The sequence below is a fragment of the Chryseobacterium sp. FG46 genome, assembly GCF_057809135.1.
Genome location: NZ_JBMDJJ010000008.1, coordinates 117,969 through 136,378, shown reverse-complemented (window position 1 = coordinate 136,378; position 18,410 = coordinate 117,969). Strand labels below are relative to the sequence as shown.

The following is an 18,410-nucleotide window of genomic DNA, read 5'->3' as shown; positions in this document are numbered from 1 at the left end:
ACATTACTAGTCTACAAATTTAGTAGGATAATATTTATATTTGTTTAAAATTTTAATGTATGAGATTAAAGCAGGTGCAAAAAATAAAGACGACCAGTTCAGAAACCTTTATCAGTAATTACATGAAGCCAGGAGTTCCGGTTATTCTTGAAGATTTTGTGCATCCGGAAAGTCCCGCTTTCAAAAAGTGGAATTATGACTATTTCAAAGAAATTGCAGGAGATCATAAGGTCAATATATACGGCAGTGAGCTTGATTCTCTGGACAGAGTGGCCAGTGATCCTATTGCACAGACTACATTTTCAGAATATCTGGATTTGATTCAATCTACACCAACCGAACACAGACTTTTCTTATTTAATCTATTAAAAACAAAACCTGAATTGAAGAATGACCTCATCTACAATGATGTAACGAATGGCAAGATACTGAAATGGCTGCCCTTTATGTTTTTCGGAGGAGAAGGTTCTGTCACCAGAAATCATATTGATATTGATATGTCTCATGTTTTTATCACACAGTTTCAGGGAATCAAAAGAATCTGGCTCTTCCCGTGGGAACAGTCTGATTTTATGTATAAGCTGCCCTACAATTTCCACAGTCTGGCTCAGATTAAAAATCCTGACTACAGAAAATATCCGGCTCTTCTTTATTTAAATGGCTATGAAGCAATCATCCATCCTGGAGAAACCCTTTATATTCCTTCCGGGTGGTGGCATTATATTCAATATGATACGGAAGGATATTCCATATCAGTAAGGGCACTTCCCTCAAGTCCGCTTGAAAAATGGCGTGGCTTTAAAAACTTAGTCATTACCAGACATTTTGATAATTTCATGCGCAAAATATTCAAAGAAAAATGGTTCTCTTATAAGGTCAGACTGGCCAGAAAAAGAGGAGCCATAGCAGCAAGAAAACAAAGAAGCTTTCAAATCTGAAAGCTTCTTTTGTTATATTATGATTGATTTTGGTAAAAGTAATCATTCATACTTTACCGTTTGTCATTTTAATGTTTGATAAATTTAATATTCTTTTCATCAATCGTAATGAAATAAGCTCCAGGAACCAATTCTGCAATTCCAATCGCTTTACCTGGCTGATACGTTCCTTTTCCAACCAGCTTTCCGTCTATAGCATGAATTGTAAAATCTATAGCTTTGTTAATTCCTTTCAGATTAATTTCATTTTTTGCAGGATTCGGATACAAACCAAAACCTTCTTTCTCAACAGAAGAAACACTTAAAGTATTATCCTGAATCACCGTAGAGTTTTTCTCAAGAATCTGGTACTCATAATTAAACTGGACACTTGCAATCGGGAATGTTACCGACTGTAAAAAGCTTTGATTATTGGATGTATTATTAAGAACAAAATAAGCAGTCTGACCTGCAGTTCCGATTACTTTAATAGGTAAAGGCATTTCAAAAAAGCTAACGTTAGCACTGCTTTGCGTCTGAGAAACTTTAAATAAAGCCTGATTTCCACCCTGCATCCACTTAATGGTATACGTAGGATATCCTTCGCCATAGACCCAATCATTGAAAAATTCCGTAAAGTCTGTTCCGGTAGACTGAAGCAAAGAAGCATTAAAATCAGCTGTACGCACATAGTTGTACGCCAGATTCGGTCTTGCATGATAATCTTTAAGCGCCTGGTAAAATGCGGCATCACCTAAGATCCATTTCAGCATTCTCAATACATATCCTCCTTTGGCGTAAGACAATCTGCTGTCAAATATTCTATTGATGCTGGAAAGTCCGGAATCCGGAACATATACACTTCCTGTTGTACTTACGGTAATATAGTTGGACTGACCTTGTAAGTAATTCAGAAACTCTGTATTGGTCATCAATAGTTTTTCATTGGCAAGATGTTCTCCAAAAGTTGCAAAACCTTCATTCAGCCAGATATCATTCCATGCACCACAGGTTACTTTATCCCCAAACCACTGATGGGCAAGTTCATGGGCGATAAGCTGTCTGCCCCAACCTCCCATAGAAGACATGGTTTGATGTTCCATTCCTCCGCCAAACATAAATTCCATGTGTCCGTATTTTTCATTACGGAAAGGATAAGAGCCGAAATAGGTTTCAAAAGTATCCATTGCCTGCTTTGTCCAGTTAATATTGGCTATGCTGGTGGCATTTGAATTTGTGGAAGGATAAATATAGTTCACAAAAGGAAACGGAGGATTTCCGATGGTATCATTAAGCTTAACAAAATTGGTAATGGACAGCGCGATCAGATAAGCCGGTGTAGGATACATTGTTCTCCAGAACGTAAGTTTAGTGTTTCCTGTAGGAAAAGTTTCAGACATCAGCTTTCCATTGGCGGCCACGCTGTAGTTTGATGGAGTTGTAATTTTAAAATCAAATCTTTCAATTTTATCATTTAAACTTTGCTTTGTCGGAAACCAGTCCTGAGCGCCATAAGGTTCATTCAAAGTAGAAAGAACCGGAGTTCCGCTCTGAAGAGCAGTTTTGAATGCATCATTACTGGTGGACGGTGCTCCAGCATAATAAATGGTAAGAGAGTCCAGTGTATTGGCAGGAATAGAGGCAGGAAAATCAATCTTCAGTTCTTTTGAAGGAAGCTGCTGAAAGCTTGTAATGTTAGTTCCGTGGTATTTCACCTGAGAAACCGTTAACGAATTGGAAAGATCAAAATAAATGCTTCCCATACTTTGTGTAGGTTTGAAATGTGAAGTTACCGAACCTGAAATATTATACACTGCAGGATCAAGGCTGACGTCCATTCTCTGATACTGTAAATCGTAATTCAGGGTATTGGGATTGATATTCCCGATATTCATCTTTTGGGTGAAGGATTTTTTCTCTTTCTCGATTAATCCTTTCATATCCGTATTTTGCCTTTGCTTCTGGGCATAAAATTGTTGAGACAATAAAAATCCCAACACCAAAAGGTACAATTTTGTCATGTTTTGAAAAATTTAATCAAATATAAAAAAAACCTTTTAATCCATGATTAAAAGGCTGTTATAATATATAAAATAAAAAATTTTTAAAGATCCAGTGCAGGTTCAAGAATTTTTTCCATTCTTTTCTTCACCATATCTACTGATCCGGAATAGTTATTCACCATCAAAGAAAAAACCAGTGTCTTTCCTGAATTGGTTTTCAGATAACCAGCTAATGTTTTCACTTTGTTCAAAGTTCCTGTTTTAGCAAAAACCTGTCCGTTTCCTCCAATATTGAACATTCTTTTTAAAGTTCCGGATTGTCCTCCGATCGGTAAAGAAGTCAGATAAGATCTGTAGTATTTCTGATCCATCAGAGAAGTAAGAAACTTCACCTGAGAAATAGGAGTTACATTATTACTTCTTGAAAGTCCGCTCCCATCTATATAGTTGAGTCCGGTCATATCAAAACCGGCATCTTTAAGGTGATTAGTTACCACTATTCTTCCGGATTCTGAAGTCTGGTCACCCATTTTCTGATATCCTACTGTTCTCAGCAAAGCTTCTGCCAATGAATTATCACTGTGCTGATTGGTATAATAAATAATATCGTTTAAAGTAGGTGATTTATACGCTGAAAGCATTTTTCTGTTTTCCGGTGATGCATCTGTCATTTTGGGAGTAACTTTCCCGGTAACAGGGATTCCGCTTTTTACCAATGTTGTTCTGAAAGAGTTGGCAAGGTAAGCCGGTGCATCAGGAATTTTGGTTGTTAAAGCTCCGTTTCCTTCGTATTTATCCGCATATACCATCTGATGATTGTAAGGGGAGACATAGAAAAATTTCTTTTCTGTGGAGAAACCTCCTTTTTTGACAATCAGTTTTTCGTTCGCCGGGTTGATATCTCGGGTACTTCCTGCCGGTAAATAATAGTTATTGTTTTCCAACCATACAACATTTTCCGGAAGCATTGAAACATTGCCTTTGAAAAGCGCTGTCTGAATGATAATATCACCATTTACCTTTTTGATTCCCTCTCTTGAAACGCCGCCTACGAAATCTGAAATAATATCTCTATAAGATGCTGCACCTGCTTTGTTTGTTCCCAAAGAAGGGTCTCCGCTTCCTATCACATAAAGATTTCCATTCAAAACTCCGTTTTCATCTATCGTTCCTGAATACTCCAGCTGAGTCATCCAACGGTAGTTTTCACCCAGCATATTTAATGCGGTTTCCGTTGTCAGTAATTTGGTCGTAGAAGCAGGAACTAAGGGTGTATTTTCGTTGTACGAAGAGATAACCTTCTTCGTTTTCGGGTCGTACACTACGAATCCCCAGGTTGCATTTTTCAGCACAGGATCCGCCATCATTGTATTTACATTAATGTCTACCAATTCTTTTGCTGACAAAACAGTCTTCTCCACCATTGTAGTAACTGGTGAAGGCAGGTTCAAACTGCTTTTCTGATTGTCATAATTCTGAGAATAAAGAACGGTAGAAACGGTAGATTGAGCCAGGAAAAGACCAGAAGCCAACACCGCCGCACTTGAAATATATTTTCTGAAATTTACCATCTATCTTCTTTTTGTTCTATAGTTTTGACTCTATAAAAAACGAAAGGTTAAATCATTCATTAAAAGAGCCAAACACTTAATCAACGTCCAAAAGTAGAAATTATTGTTATATAAAGGACCACAGCTCCATTATAAAAGAGTGTAAAGTTTGTTAAAAATTGTTAAAAATCAACAAAAACATCTTTTTTAATGCTTTGATATGCAGTGATTTCATCAAATTCTTTCAAACTTATCAAAACCATGTTTTTGAATTTCTCATAGTTTTTCCCACGGGGAAGCTTCAGCATAATCTGGAACTGATAGAAGTTATTCAGTTTTGCAATCGGTGCTCTTTCCGGACCTAAAACACATTCTTCCGGAAGATACTTTCTGAGGATAGAACCCAGAAACTGGGATGCCCGGTCAGCTTTATCCTCTCTTCTGTGTTTCAACTCAATCATGATCAGCTTGGTGAAAGGCGGATAATGGAATTTCTGACGTTCTGTAAGAATATATTTATAGATCTTAGCAGGATTGTTCATCTTGATCAGCTGAAATACAGAATGATCAGGATTAAAGGTCTGAATAAGAACCCTTCCTTTTCCGGAAACCCTTCCGGCTCTTCCTGAAACCTGAGTGATCAGTTGATACGCTCTTTCTTCCGCTCTGAAATCCTGTACATATAATAAGGAATCCGCTTTTGGAATCGTAACCAGCTCAATATGATCAAAATCCAATCCCTTTGAAATCATCTGTGTTCCTACAATAATGTCCGTTTCCCGGTCTTCAATCTTCTCATACAATTTTTCATAGGCAAATTTCTTACGCATGGAATCTACATCCATTCTGTCTACTTCATTTTCAGGAAACAGCCTGGCAACTTCTTCGTGAATCTGCTCTACACCTACTCCTCTTTCGTTCAGCTTTTCAGAACTGCATTTCGGGCAGGTTTTCGGTTTTGAAGCTCTTTGTCCGCAATAGTGGCATTTCATTTCATTTGCCGCTTTGTGATAAGTCATTACCACATCACAATTTGAGCAGTAATTCACATAGCCGCAGTTTTCACATTCTATAACATTGGAATAGCCGCGACGGTTATGGAGAACAATCGCCTGATTCTTTTCATCTACTGTTTTCTTTATCTCCTCAATAAGCTTCAGAGAGAAATTTCCGGACACCTTTTTAGATTCCTGAGCTTCTTTGAAATTGATCAGTTCGTATTCCGGCAGATTGACATTCCCGAATCTTTCATTCAGAAAGACGTATTTCATTTTATCTTTTCTGGCACTGTAGTAGCTTTCGACAGAAGGGGTAGCAGATCCCAGAATAACTCCTGCCTTATACAGCCTGCCTAAAACCAGAGAAGCGTCTTTAGCATTAAAATAAGGTGAAACTTCCCTTGGTCTGTACGCAGAATCATGTTCCTCATCTACTACAATAAGTCCTAGATTCTGGTAAGGTAAAAATAATGCATTACGGGTTCCGATCAGAATACGGATGTCGTTCTGCTTAATTCTTCTCCATACTTCCACTCTTTCAAAATCAGTCAGTTTTTGATGATAAAAACCAAGCTGTCTGCCATATTTTTTCTCTAATCTTTGGGTAATCTGCTTGGTAAGGGAAATTTCCGGAAGCAAAAACAGAACATTCTTTCCTTCACGGATGCATTCATCTATTTTTTCTAAATAAATATGAGTTTTTCCTGATGAAGTAACGCCATGAAGCAGAACATTCTTCCCTTCTTCAAAAGCTTCATCAATTTCAGATTTTGCTGTTTTCTGCTGTTCGGAAAGTTCTTCAAGTTCCTCAATTTCTCCTTCATAACTTTCGATTCTGTCTTTCTGCACGAAGTATTCCTCCACAAGACCTTTGTCTGCCAAAGGTTTGAAATGGGAGCTTCCAAAATAACCATCCTCGAACAGTTCAGATTTTTTAATAGGAACATCAGGATTTTCCGTCTGCTTTTCAAGAATAAGAAGGAAAAGATCTTTCTGTTTCTTTGCCCTGTTAAGCTTTAAAAGAATGTCTGTAAGATTCTGATTGGCCAGTACCTCATCATTGATTCTTACATAAGCAACTTCCTTCGCTTTATACTTTTCGGCAATTTTCTCATCAATTTCAATGTACTGAAGATCAATAAGAGAATTGATGGTTTTTATGATATCTTTTTTAGGAATAAACGCTTCTATATCTGTCAGATTGATCAGCTGCCGTACTTCCAGAGCCTGAATCAGATACATTTCATTAACATCCAGGTTTTCAAAATCTATGATAGCTCCTGGTTTTAATTTTAAATAGGTCTCACTTTCCAATTTCAAAGAAGAAGGAAATGCAAACCTGTAAATTTCCCCCAGACTGCACAGATAATACTCCGAAAGCCAGTTCCAGAAATCAATCTGTCCCTGAGGCAGAATCGGTTGATCATCCAGCATACTGATAATTTCCTTGGCGACAAAGTTTTCAGGTATATTATCATGAAGCTCAAAAACGATTCCTGTATAGATTTTCTTTCCGCCAAACGGCACCAGAACACGCATTCCGGGCTGGATTTCAGACATCATTTCTTCAGGAACTTTATATGTGAAAGATCCTTTTAGATTCAGGGGTAAAACAATTTGAGCGTATTGCAAGGGAAATATTTAAAGTGTAAAATTAGATTTTTCCTGAGAGAACTGCAACTTTGTGGAGATTCTTTTGTACTCCTTTAACAGACATTTAAACGCTACATTCTCCGTTTTCATTATGTCATTCCGTAGGAATCTCAACATTTCAGTATGCAAAACCTTATTATCAAAAAAACTATATTATCAAACACCACAGATTGGATTCCTGCGGAATGACAAAGTGTGCGGATAAAAGAACAACACAAATTCAGAAAGGATCGAAGAAAGGATTCATGAATGACTAAAAAAGAAGTTCCGTAATCTGATACCAGAATGCAGAGGTAATAAATCCTACAATAATACTGACTCCGATGATAAGGTTGGTTAATTTTGTGTTCAGCCTGAACTGTTCTGCAATGATACTTGAGGTAACCAATGTTGGCATTGCTGCTTCAAATACTGTAATTTTTGCCACATTTCCTTTTATTCCCAATAATAAAGCCATTCCCAAAACAATTGCAGGTGCCAGAATCAATTTATAAAGCATCGACATCGACATCTGGGGAATCAGTTTTTTCCATCCGTTGAATTTCAACTGCAATCCAACTGAAAATAAGGCTAACGGGCTTACCGTAGCAGCTAGTTTATCAAAGAAAGGTTCTGCAACAGTAAAATCAATAAACTGTGACAACACCAAAGCGGAAATACATCCAATTAACGGAGGAAACGTAACCAACCTTTTTAAAATGAATATTGCACTTACTTTTCCGGATTTACTTCCTCCTTTTACTGCAGCAATAATTCCGAGGGTTGAAAGGGCAAAGAACATCGTCTGGTCACAGATAATCGCAATACTCAGAAGCCCTTCACCATAAAAGGCACTGATTAATGGAAATCCTATGAATGAAGTATTACTGTATCCGCTTGCCAATTCCAAAGTACTTCTGGACCGCCTTGAATATCCCCTGCTCTTACTGTAAAACATCATAAAGAAAAAGCAGAACACAGAAATTAAAAATGTAGCTGCAATGGGGAACAGCATCTCTGTTGTCCATTTTACTTTAGGCAGATATTTAAACGAAACTGCCGGAAGAGCAAGATAAAGAATCCAGGTATTGATACCCTTATGAGCATCGGGGTGGATAGATTTTGTTGCTTTGAATATCATTCCTGCAATGATACACACTGCAATCAGAACAAAATTTACCATAATTATAAAGAAATATAATGCAAATTTACGGCTGATTTTTGAGTTGGAAGGGTATAATTTATATTTTTTTCGGTAGAATTTCTAATGAAACTTTTCAGTATTAAACCTTATAGGTTTTGAAAACCTATAAGGTTTGGAGATCTACCTGCCGAAAATTTATAACTGCTTGAAATAATTTTTTCAGAATATATTTTACTTCTTTATCACCTCCCAAAGACTCATCACCTCTATATTTCCCAAAGGTTTTGAAAGGGTAATTCTTTTTGAAGTTCCTGGCAAGAGATCAAAGAAATTATCGCTGAAATGGGTATCACCAATCAAATAAATGTCCTTAGCCAGCATATCTGTTGAAATTTCAATTTCAGTGGGTGATATTTTTCTGATTTTAATCTCAGGTTTTAAAAGTTTCAGATCTTTTGGTTTATTAAAAAAGAACACCTTTTCAAATGTTATATCTTTTTCAGAACTGATCTTTAAAACAGCTTTAGACAAATCAAACTGAGCGAGTTCTGATTTACTGATACTGCGTATTTTCTTACTTACATCAGCCTTTATATTATCTGACTGATTGCTTTTCCAAAGTGTTTTTCCTTTAAAATCAATGAGTTCAAATTTTGTCTCTGTTTTCAGTTCTTTCAAGAGATCACTGATCAGATAAATATCATAACTTTTATCGGTTTCAGCAATTGATACCAACACAGGTTCAAAGCTTCTTTTCGCCTGATAATGGAAGGCTTTCCAGTTTCCCAGGTAATCAATTGAAGACCATGAAACCACCGGCCAGCAATCGTTAAGCTGCCAATACAGCGTTCCCATATTATAAGGTTTTGCACGGCGATGGGCTTCAATAGCGATCTGCATTCCTCTTGACTGCAAGAGCTGTGAAACATAGTTGTATTGTACAAAGTCCGTTGGAATTTTATAATCACGCTTCAGGTATTCATTAATGATATCCCAGCCACGGGCGTGCTTTTCATGGGCTTTTATGGTTGGATTCTGAAGGTTTAAATCCGGAATTCCGGAAAACATTGATTTTGTGGTTTCAAGAGTGGGTGTTCCCTGAAAGCCATATTCAGACATGAAACGGCCTACTTTTTCGTTGTAAATTTCGAATGGCTGTTCGCCCCACCAAACGCCCCAATAATGGGAATCTCCTTCTGTAAGGCTTTCTTTATGCCCCCAGCCAATGGATGGAGAACTTGGCCAGTATATATTTTTATCAGATGTCAGGTTTTCCGCCAATGCATTGGGAATGACTTCATGAAACAGCTTTTTATAGTCTTTCCAAACCTGCAGTGAATCGTTTTTTGAATAGTTAAACTGTTTCTGATATCCCCAGTTGACAATGGCTTCATCAATTTCATTATTCCCGCACCACAAAGCAATGGATGGATGATTCTGCAGCCTGTTGACCTGATCTTTTACTTCTTCTTTTACGTTGTTTAAAAAGGCTTCATCTGCCGGATAAAAGCTTCCTGCAAACATGAAATCCTGCCAGACTAAAATACCGTTTTCATCGCAGGCTTTGTAAAATTCATCATCTTCGTAAATACCGCCGCCCCAGATGCGGATCATATTCATATTGGCATCCTTTGTATCTTTGATAAGTCTCTGGTATTTTTCTTTGGTCATTCTGGGGGAAAAACTGTCTCCCGGAATCCAGTTGGTTCCTTTGATATACAATGGCTGTCCATTCACTTTAAAATAGAACGATTTTCCTTTTTCATCTTTTTCCTGAACCAATTCGACTGTTCTTAGACCTATCGTGATATTTTTAAAATCAATATTTTTCTGATCTTTGGAAAGTTTTATCTCGAAATCATAGAGATGGGCTTCACCACGCCCGTTCGGCTGCCAGAGCTTCATTCCTCTTGTTTCATAAGGAACCGATATTGTATTTTTCCCTTTTTTAAAAGATATTTTTTTGTGAATTTTATTAAGATCCAAAGTATAATCTCCGGCTTTCTGAGCATAAATTTCTACGTCAAAGCGCAAATCATTCGAAGTGTCAGAAACTTTCTTCTGAATATCTTTGACGGTAATAATTTTAGCATTATTCCAGAATTCCAGCTGAATGTCTTTCCATATTCCTGCAGTAACCAGTCTTGGTCCCCAATCCCAGCCAAACTGATATTGTGCTTTTCTTACAAAGCTTCTGGGTGATTCCGGCATCGTAAACGGAACTTTTTTCGCTAATTCCTTTCCGGTATTCACGGCAGATTTAAACTTAATCTGCAATGTATTATTACCCGATTTCAAATATGGCTTTACAGGAATTATCCATTTTCTGAACATATTGTCTGTTTTCTTCAGCAGCTGATCATTAAGATAGATTTCGGAAAATGTGTCTAATCCGTTAAAAACAAGATCAATATTATCGTTCTTTAATTCCTGAGAAGAAACTGTAAATGCTGCCTGATAATCCCAGTCTTCATTTTCAATCCACTGTACTTTCTTTTCATTTTCATCCTTAAAAGGATCAGGAATGATCTTATTATCCAATAAATCCAGATGAACGGTTCCCGGTACTTTCGCAGGAAACCATTTTTGATCTTTTGAATTTTTAAACTGCCAGTTCTCTGAAGACAAGCTTCTTTGTGAAAACTGTGCAAAAAGGAGATTCTGTGTGAAAAGGAAAGCAAAAAGGATCGTTCTATTCATCAATAAATTTGTTTGTATTGTTACCATACCAGTGATTTTGTCATTCCGAGGCACGAAGGAATCTCTATTTTATTGGTTTAGATTCCCGCTGCGCTTGGAATGACAAACTAAGTGCATATCATACTACCTACCCTTCAGAGCAGCCACTTCATCTGCATTAGCGAAAGCTCCACCATCCGTAATGGCTGAAGAATGGAAGTAAGAAGCATGGGTAACCGCTCTTATTTCTTCAATATTGGATGCGCGAAGTCCGCCTCCAACAAGTATTTCTATTCTTCCACCGGAGAGTGCAACCAGTTTCTTAAGGTTTTCTTTTCCTTCAGATACATTCGTTTTCTGGCCGGAAGTAAGAATGGTTGAAAAACCACATTCAATTACTTTTTCCAAAGATTCTTCCAAACTTGCAGCACGGTCAAAGGCACGATGAAAAGTACATGGAAGTGGCGCTGCCAATTCTACTAAAGCTTTATTCTGTTCTATATTAACCTCATCATTTTCATCCAGAATACCGAATACAAAACCATCTGCATGTAAGGATTTTAATTGAATCAAATCATTTTTCATCTGCTCAAATTCTGAATCTGAATACGTAAAATCACCACCTCTTGGGCGGATCATCACAAAAATCGGGATATTGATTTTTTCACGGAGTTTCTTCATGGTTTCGAAATCCGGAGTAGTTCCTCCTTCGCTGAGACCGTCACATAATTCTATTCTGTCTGCCCCATTTTCAAAAGCTATTACTGCTGATTCAGGATTAAAGCAAGCTATTTCTATTTTTGACATTGTATTATCTATTAAATTTTATTTTGGTTCGTCCTGCAGTACATCTGCAATCAGAAAAGAACCGTTTTCTTTTACTACTTTTATTACTGACGGATATTCTGCTTTAAAATTTTTGTCTGTCAGCACTACATTGAAGAGATATTCATCTGTTGAGGAGAGTTTTAAATCACAACTGCCGATTTCTATTGTATCCCAATCCTGTGCGGAAATAAGAAATCCTATACCGACTCCAGCCTTATCAGTATCAAACCTGGACTTCCATTTATTCTGAAACTCTTTATCTGTAAGACTTCCATCCACATCCATATCTACATTTGTTGCATCAGTTTTATATTCGAAATAGTCTTTTGTGGTGATCTTCTGCATATTCTTTTCTTCATTTCCGATGTCTGCTTTAAAATAATCGACGATGCTTTTTTCCAACCATTTTTGAGCAGCTTCAGCTTCATTGGATTCATTATGCAAAACTATTTTTTCTTCTGTCTGTGGTTGTGTGATATCTGTTTTAACTTCCTTTTTTTCTTCCTTACATGCAATAATCAGAAATAAGGAAGCGATCATCGTTCTTTTCATATTTATTTTATGTTTTGGCTAAAGCCAATAATTATCTTTGATGTGTTCAAATGGGCTAAAGCCCATTCCTACTGAATTTTTAAATTATTTCAAAGCAAATTCAGGTTTTTCGAGGCGGTTTCCTTTCTGATCATACACGGCAAAGTTGAATCCATCCTGAATACAGTAAGAACCATATTCTCCCTGTTTATTGATGGCAATAAACCCTACCTGAATATCTTTTAGATTTTTATTTCTTCGCTGATTAATTTTAACAATTCTCTCCACGGCTTCCTTACAGGCTTCCTGAGGATTTCTGCCCTGTCTCATCAGCTCTACCACAAGATGTGTTCCTACCGTTCTTATGACCTCTTCACCATGACCTGTTGCCGTAGCTGCTCCTACTTCGTTATCAACAAACAGACCTGCTCCGATAATTGGAGAATCTCCTACTCTGCCGTGCATTTTGTAAGCCATTCCACTGGTAGTACAGGCTCCTGAAAGATTTCCCTGTGCATCCAAAGCAATCATTCCTATGGTATCATGGTTTTCAATATTAGCAATAGGCTTGTATTGGCTGGTCTTTAACCATTCTTTCCATTCTTTTTCTGATTCAGAAGTAAGAAGATTTTCTTTTTTAAACCCCTGTGAAAGGGCAAACTGCAATGCACCGTCACCTACCAGCATCACGTGGGGTGTTTTTTCCATTACAGCTCTTGCAACCGAAATCGGGTTTTTAACATGTTCCAGACATGCCACGGAACCGATATTATAATTTTCATCCATGATACAGGCATCCAGCGTCACTCTTCCGTCTCTGTCCGGACGGCCTCCATATCCTACACTTCTTTCTTTCGGATCTAATTCTACGAGACGTACTCCTTTTTCTACGGCATCCAAAGCCCGTCCTCCTTTTCCAAGGATAGTCCATGCTTCTTCATTGGCTTTTAACCCGAAGTTCCAGGTGGAAAGTACGATAGGTTTATTGATATTTTTTTTATTTTCAGGCATTTCTCCGGCCATTAGCTCTAGAGGGCTAATGGTAAGTGCTGCAGTTGCAATTCCCAGTTTTTTGATAAAACTTCTTCGGTTATTGTTCATTGTACGTAAGAATTATTTAATACAAAGCAAATATCTTAAAAAAATCCATTGAAAATTGTATCGATTTCTCACTATTTTTCTTTGCTGTTTTTTACTATTTTTATAATGGTTATTTTAATTAATATGTATGTTTAAAACTTTTAGAAAAATGGATTGCTTTAAGGAATTATCGGATGAAGAAATCAAGGTCCTTGCAAGCATCAGTACTCCTAAACTTCTTCGAAAAAAAGAAAAACTGTTAGAACCAGGCCAGCCGTTTAATCAATTATTTATATTAACCAATGGCCTTCTGAGATTTTTCTTTGACGATGAAAACGGAGTTGAAATTAATACTTTTCTGCCCTCAGAGAAAGATGTGGCCTTTCTGGAGAGCCCGGAATCTTATTCTGCTGAAGGCACAAGAAAGTATACAATACAAGCTGTTATTGATTGTCAAATTTTTCTTTTTAATAAAGGGGAATTTGAACAGACTGCTTTTCAGTATAAAGGAATTTACAATTTGTATTTGAAGTCCTTAAAACAGATCATCAGCATTTTATCCGCACGTACAGAGCAGTTTTGCAGGAGTTCGCCGCTTTCCCGCTATGAAAATTTCCTGAACAGCCATCCGTTTGTCTGTCAAAATGCCAACAGAAAATATATTGCCAATTTTTTGGGCATCACCCCAAATTCCCTTTCCCGCATTACTGCCCGAGACAATAAAAAAAATAATTCAGGAAAAAAATAACTTAAGAATACTTTTAATTGTTCTGTTCAGTATAATTTTGTCCGGTCAAAAACTTGTTCTTCACACATAAAAAAAACCAAATGAAAAAAAATAGAATCATCTTCAAAGCATTCCATCTTATAGAATAGTCTTTACATCTAAAAGGATTAATATATGATTTTCCGGATATTCTTCCGGATTGAATCTGTATTTTCTTAAATCAACATTTTAATACCACTTTATATCTTTATGCAAAGAATAACCACCATTCTCTGCCTGTTATTAGCATGCAATTTTGTTCAGGCATCTACAGGCAATATTGAAGACAAAATAGCCGACGGAGCTTCCTGGCTAATACTATTTGTATTGCCTGCTGCCGGAATTTATCTCTTCTGGAAGGTTCATATTTATCCGGAAAAAGTAGCAGAAAAAAAGAAACATCCTCAACTGAACGCCATCAAAAGCATGTGCCTTCTTTCTCTGATCTTTGGAGGCCTTTTATGGCCGGTTGCGTTAATCTGGGCCAACTATAATTATGGAAACCAGACGACTTCTGAAAAAGAAACAGACAACACAGATTTACCTGAAGAAAAATTTGAACCCACCGAAAATTAAAAAAAATGCTGGAATCACTCATCGCCATATATGCCGGAATATGCTGGCTTCTTATTAAAAAATTAAAACTGATCCCGTGGACATTTACCACACAGGTTGTTGTTTACTCACTCCCTATTTTTGGATCCATAGCTTTAATATTAAGCCTGAACTACTTTTGTCCTATTACTTCAGATGTAAAGGTAGTAAACCGAAGTGTGGATATTACTACTCAGGTTTTAGGAAAGGTAAAGAAAGTATATGTAAAGACCAATCAGGAAGTAAAAAAGGGAGATACTTTATTTGTAATTGACAGAGAACCCTATTTGCAGGAAATTAAATCACTGGAAGCTAAGCTGAGCAGTATGAAAGCCACTGTACATTCTTATGATGCAGATATTTCGGCTTCCAGAAAAAATATTTCTGCATTACAATCACAGCTTGATCTGGCCAGCAAAAGGGTAGCTCAATATCAGGAGCTTGTACAGGCAGGAGCGGCCAACAAATTTGATCTTGAACAGGCTATAACCAATGTACGTGATCTGCAATCCAGAATCAGTGCGGCACAATCACAGCAACAGTCTTTGGAAACTAAATCCAATGCATCTTATGGTGGAGAAAATTCATCGGTGTCTGAGATTCAGGCTAAGCTGGACCAGGCAAAATGGAATCTTTCCCAAACCGTTGTTTTAGCCCCTACAGACGGCGTGATTCCCAATGTTCAACTGAATGAAGGAGCTATTATGGCGCCTTTCAAATCTGCATTTGTTCTGATTCAGAAACAGCAGTCGGTCATTGGATTTTTTGCTCAGAACGAGCTTGAATCAGTAAAAAATGGAAATGAGGTAGAGCTTGCTCTTAAAACAGAACCTGGAAAAGTGGTAAAGGCCAGACTTGAATACGTCATCGATGCTACCAGCCAGGGGATTATGAATAATGCAGGAGGAATGCTGGGCGGAAACGGTACTACTGCCGGACTTCCTGATACAGCAAGACAGTTACCGGAAACCGATGGAAAGCTTATTGCCAAGTTTGTACTGGAAGACACTCAGAAACAGCTTACTGTGGGAGCAAGAGGAACAGCGATTATTTATTCTGATCATATTAAACCTCTTCATCTTATCAGAAAAGTAATGGTTCGTATCAATAGTAAGATCAACTTCCTGATTCCTAAACTTCATTAACATGTATAAAAAGTTAATTTTAGTGAGCACACTTGCGGTAAGCTTAAGCTCGTGCATCGGTTATAAAGAAGCTACACAGGAAAATATAAAGGAGCTTAAGGAAAAGAGTGAAATTGCTTCTCATCTACAAATTCCGGATAACTGGATTTTTGACAGAAAAGCAGATTCAAAATCAATTTCCTACGACTGGATCAATGATCTTAAGACCTCACAGCTGGAAGCTCTTATTAATGAAGGAATGTTATATAATGCAGATCTGATTATTGCCAGAGAAAAGCTGAATCAGATTGAGCTGGCAATGGAAATTGCCGGAAGTGATTTGTATCCTAGTGTAAGTGCTGTTGCCAATACTTCCAATAATCTGGTCAGCGGCAGCCAGGTTCAGCGTCTTGCATTAAAAGCCAATTGGGAAATTGATCTTTGGGGTAAAAATAAATCTTCACAGATGGCGAGTACCAGCAGTTATTTTTCCGCAAAACACCAGAATACCCTGCTGCATCAGTCTATTGCAGGGATGATTGCCAAAGCATATTTTCTGAATATTGCAGGAAACATCCAGGAAGATAAGATTGAAAACTATATTCAGAAGACCAAAGATCTGGAAAAGCTTTATATCATTCAAAAGAAAGTAGGAACGGCAAATTCTCTGGATATTTCCAATATCTCTGCAGAAATTATTTCCCTGCAGGGTTATCTTGAAAAGATTAAAAATGCCAATATGCAGTCCAGAAGATCTCTGGAACTTCTCACCGGAAAATATCCGGAGGGAAAACTGGCAACCCAGAATTTCTTCAACCCTGTAAAAAGTAATATTCCTGAATCTTTCCCTCTTGAACTTCTTGAGAACAGATCAGACATACAGGCCAGTCATTTTCAGATAGAAAAAGCTTTTTATGAAGTACAGGAAGCTAAAGCGGCAAGACTGCCTTCATTAAGTATAAGCTCATCTCTTGGCAGTGCCGGAAGTAATGTGGAATCTATTAATTCTTTATTTTCCAATCCTTTATTAAACGTGGGCGGAGGATTAGTTTCTCCCTTATTCAACGGTGGAAAGCTTAAAAAGAATGTGGAAGTAAAAAACTCACAGCAGAAGCAGATTGTTGAAGAATATTCAAAAGCTGTTCTGAATGCATTGAACGAAGTGGAGTCTTCTTTAGCAAATCTCCGTTCCATTGAAAAACAGATGACTTATACAACCAACGCTGTCAATGAACTGAAAAACAATATTTCTCTTACTGAAAAACAAATAAAAGTTGGTACCAGCAACAGTTTTGTACTTATCCGTAAACAAAGAGACCTTTTAAAAAATGAAATGAACCTCATCAGTCTGGAACTTCAGTACAGAATAGAGCGCATTAATCTTTATATGGCTTTAGGTGCAGAGAACTTCATTTATTCATAATTTTTATACTTGGAAAGACTGCAGATTATTTTCTGCAGTCTTTTTTATAAGATAAGATATCAATGAGGCAGTTTATCTCTGAAATATCCATATACCCATGTTCCGGCCACAGCGCTCAGCAGGGTAACAGATACTGCAAAAGCTCCTGTTCCGATCTGAGCAAAAAGAGGACCCGGACAGGCTCCTGTAATCGCCCAGCCAAAGCCAAAAATCAATCCACCATAAATCTGACCTTTATTAAACTTTTTAGGGGTAAGTGTAATAGGTTCTCCATAAATTGTTTTTATATTGAATTTTTTAATCAGCCCTACTGAAATCATTCCTACCAATACGGCACTTCCAATGATTCCGTACATATGGAAAGACTGCAGACGGAACATTTCCTGTATTCTGAACCAGCTGATCACCTCTGCTTTCACGAAAATAATTCCGAAAATAATTCCTGCAGCAAGATATTTCAGGTTGTGATACCATTTGTGAGTAAGGGTACTTTCGTTTACACAAATAGTATCCTGGTGGCGTATATCGTGTTCTTTTTCTTTGATCATAATGTAATTCTCATTTTAAATTATACTTATAGCGAAAGTATGACAGGCAGGATAAAGTTTGCCATTAAAAATCCACCGGTCATGAAACAGACTGTCGCCACCAAAGACGGCCACTGTAAGTTGGAAAGTCCCATAATGGCATGGCCGCTGGTGCATCCGCCCGCATATCTTGTTCCGAAGCCAACCAAAAATCCTCCCACAACCATCAAGATAAATCCTCTAAGGGTCAACAGGTTTTCGAAATTCATTAGCTGTAACGGAACCAGATTGCTGTAATCTGTAATTCCGTAGCCTGCCAGTTCAGCTTTCAGATCGGGATTCACTGTTATTTCATTCGGGTTTACCAAAAAATGAGCAGTAATCATTCCTCCGAAGAAAATCCCAAGGACAAAAAACAGATTCCAGGCTTCTTTTTTCCAGTCGTATTTAAAAAAATTCACATTGGCAGGGACACAGGCGGCACAGATATGCCTCAGTGAGGAACTGATTCCAAATGATTTGTTTCCCATAATCAATAAGGCAGGCACAGTAAGCCCAATCAACGGGCCTGCAATATACCACGGCCAGGGTTCTTTTATAATCTCCAGCATTTT

15 protein-coding genes are annotated in these 18,410 nt (G+C 37.5%); 5 read left to right on the top strand and 10 right to left on the bottom strand.

The window, feature by feature from the left end; genetic code table 11:
• Positions 1-59: 59 nt before the first annotated feature.
• A complete protein-coding gene (locus tag ACODR7_RS08330) occupies positions 60-938 on the top strand; it encodes a cupin-like domain-containing protein (protein ID WP_488838616.1) in 879 nt (292 codons plus the stop codon).
• 68 nt (positions 939-1,006) lie between these two features.
• On the opposite strand, the gene ACODR7_RS08325 is transcribed toward ACODR7_RS08330, so the two are convergent.
• From ACODR7_RS08325 to ACODR7_RS08290, 8 genes are all read right to left on the bottom strand, one after another.
• A complete protein-coding gene (locus ACODR7_RS08325) occupies positions 1,007-2,938 on the bottom strand; it encodes a M1 family metallopeptidase (protein WP_488838615.1) in 1,932 nt (643 codons plus the stop codon).
• 83 nt (positions 2,939-3,021) lie between these two features.
• Positions 3,022-4,491 carry a D-alanyl-D-alanine carboxypeptidase/D-alanyl-D-alanine endopeptidase gene (gene dacB / locus ACODR7_RS08320; protein ID WP_488838614.1) on the bottom strand — a complete coding sequence of 490 codons (1,470 nt, stop codon included), beginning with the start codon at positions 4,489-4,491 and terminating at the stop codon, positions 3,022-3,024.
• A gap of 161 nt (positions 4,492-4,652) precedes the next feature.
• Positions 4,653-7,100, bottom strand: coding sequence for a replication restart helicase PriA (priA, locus tag ACODR7_RS08315; RefSeq protein WP_488838613.1), 2,448 nt, complete (start codon positions 7,098-7,100; stop codon positions 4,653-4,655).
• 274 nt (positions 7,101-7,374) lie between these two features.
• Positions 7,375-8,283, bottom strand: coding sequence for an AEC family transporter (locus tag ACODR7_RS08310; protein WP_488838612.1), 909 nt, complete (start codon positions 8,281-8,283; stop codon positions 7,375-7,377).
• Positions 8,284-8,475: 192 nt separating this feature from the next.
• Positions 8,476-10,944, bottom strand: coding sequence for a beta-mannosidase (locus ACODR7_RS08305; protein WP_488838611.1), 2,469 nt, complete (start codon positions 10,942-10,944; stop codon positions 8,476-8,478).
• 123 nt (positions 10,945-11,067) lie between these two features.
• Complete coding sequence (locus tag ACODR7_RS08300; RefSeq protein WP_488838610.1) at positions 11,068-11,730, bottom strand: copper homeostasis protein CutC; 663 nt, start codon at positions 11,728-11,730, stop codon at positions 11,068-11,070.
• Positions 11,731-11,748: 18 nt separating this feature from the next.
• Positions 11,749-12,303: a hypothetical protein gene (locus tag ACODR7_RS08295; protein WP_488838609.1), complete on the bottom strand. Its 555-nt coding sequence runs from the start codon at positions 12,301-12,303 to the stop codon at positions 11,749-11,751.
• 84 nt (positions 12,304-12,387) lie between these two features.
• Positions 12,388-13,383: an isoaspartyl peptidase/L-asparaginase family protein gene (locus tag ACODR7_RS08290; RefSeq protein WP_488838608.1), complete on the bottom strand. Its 996-nt coding sequence runs from the start codon at positions 13,381-13,383 to the stop codon at positions 12,388-12,390.
• Between the two features lie 148 nt (positions 13,384-13,531).
• Here ACODR7_RS08290 and ACODR7_RS08285 point away from each other — a divergent pair, with 148 nt between their 5' ends.
• From ACODR7_RS08285 to ACODR7_RS08270, 4 genes are all read left to right on the top strand, one after another.
• The gene (locus tag ACODR7_RS08285; RefSeq protein ID WP_488838607.1) at positions 13,532-14,110 is read left to right on the top strand and encodes a Crp/Fnr family transcriptional regulator; all 579 of its coding nucleotides are present in this window, start codon (positions 13,532-13,534) and stop codon (positions 14,108-14,110) included.
• Between the two features lie 228 nt (positions 14,111-14,338).
• Positions 14,339-14,704, top strand: a complete 366-nt coding sequence (locus ACODR7_RS08280; RefSeq protein ID WP_488838606.1) for a DUF3302 domain-containing protein — start codon at positions 14,339-14,341, stop codon at positions 14,702-14,704.
• A 5-nt stretch (positions 14,705-14,709) separates the two neighbouring features.
• Positions 14,710-15,867, top strand: coding sequence for an HlyD family secretion protein (locus ACODR7_RS08275; protein WP_488838605.1), 1,158 nt, complete (start codon positions 14,710-14,712; stop codon positions 15,865-15,867).
• 1 nt (position 15,868) lies between these two features.
• A complete protein-coding gene (locus ACODR7_RS08270; protein WP_488838604.1) occupies positions 15,869-17,269 on the top strand; it encodes a TolC family protein in 1,401 nt (466 codons plus the stop codon).
• Positions 17,270-17,328: 59 nt separating this feature from the next.
• Here ACODR7_RS08270 and ACODR7_RS08265 read toward each other — a convergent pair whose 3' ends face one another.
• A complete protein-coding gene (locus ACODR7_RS08265) occupies positions 17,329-17,817 on the bottom strand; it encodes a DUF6691 family protein (RefSeq protein ID WP_488838603.1) in 489 nt (162 codons plus the stop codon).
• A 26-nt stretch (positions 17,818-17,843) separates the two neighbouring features.
• Positions 17,844-18,407, bottom strand: coding sequence for a YeeE/YedE family protein (locus ACODR7_RS08260; protein ID WP_076597107.1), 564 nt, complete (start codon positions 18,405-18,407; stop codon positions 17,844-17,846).
• Positions 18,408-18,410 lie beyond the last annotated feature (3 nt).

What these genes read in the sequence shown, in the direction of transcription:
- ACODR7_RS08290 (WP_488838608.1), bottom strand. Translation starts at nt 13,383, where the DNA reads ATGAACAATAACCGAAGAAGTTTTATCAAAAAACTGGGAATTGCAACT.
- ACODR7_RS08280 (WP_488838606.1), top strand. Translation starts at nt 14,339, where the DNA reads ATGCAAAGAATAACCACCATTCTCTGCCTGTTATTAGCATGCAATTTT.
- ACODR7_RS08310 (WP_488838612.1), bottom strand. Translation starts at nt 8,283, where the DNA reads ATGGTAAATTTTGTTCTGATTGCAGTGTGTATCATTGCAGGAATGATA.
- dacB (WP_488838614.1), bottom strand. Translation starts at nt 4,491, where the DNA reads ATGGTAAATTTCAGAAAATATATTTCAAGTGCGGCGGTGTTGGCTTCT.
- ACODR7_RS08330 (WP_488838616.1), top strand. Translation starts at nt 60, where the DNA reads ATGAGATTAAAGCAGGTGCAAAAAATAAAGACGACCAGTTCAGAAACC.
- ACODR7_RS08305 (WP_488838611.1), bottom strand. Translation starts at nt 10,944, where the DNA reads ATGAATAGAACGATCCTTTTTGCTTTCCTTTTCACACAGAATCTCCTT.
- ACODR7_RS08270 (WP_488838604.1), top strand. Translation starts at nt 15,869, where the DNA reads ATGTATAAAAAGTTAATTTTAGTGAGCACACTTGCGGTAAGCTTAAGC.
- ACODR7_RS08275 (WP_488838605.1), top strand. Translation starts at nt 14,710, where the DNA reads ATGCTGGAATCACTCATCGCCATATATGCCGGAATATGCTGGCTTCTT.
- ACODR7_RS08300 (WP_488838610.1), bottom strand. Translation starts at nt 11,730, where the DNA reads ATGTCAAAAATAGAAATAGCTTGCTTTAATCCTGAATCAGCAGTAATA.
- ACODR7_RS08295 (WP_488838609.1), bottom strand. Translation starts at nt 12,303, where the DNA reads ATGAAAAGAACGATGATCGCTTCCTTATTTCTGATTATTGCATGTAAG.
- ACODR7_RS08260 (WP_076597107.1), bottom strand. Translation starts at nt 18,407, where the DNA reads ATGCTGGAGATTATAAAAGAACCCTGGCCGTGGTATATTGCAGGCCCG.
- ACODR7_RS08285 (WP_488838607.1), top strand. Translation starts at nt 13,532, where the DNA reads ATGGATTGCTTTAAGGAATTATCGGATGAAGAAATCAAGGTCCTTGCA.
- ACODR7_RS08265 (WP_488838603.1), bottom strand. Translation starts at nt 17,817, where the DNA reads ATGATCAAAGAAAAAGAACACGATATACGCCACCAGGATACTATTTGT.
- ACODR7_RS08325 (WP_488838615.1), bottom strand. Translation starts at nt 2,938, where the DNA reads ATGACAAAATTGTACCTTTTGGTGTTGGGATTTTTATTGTCTCAACAA.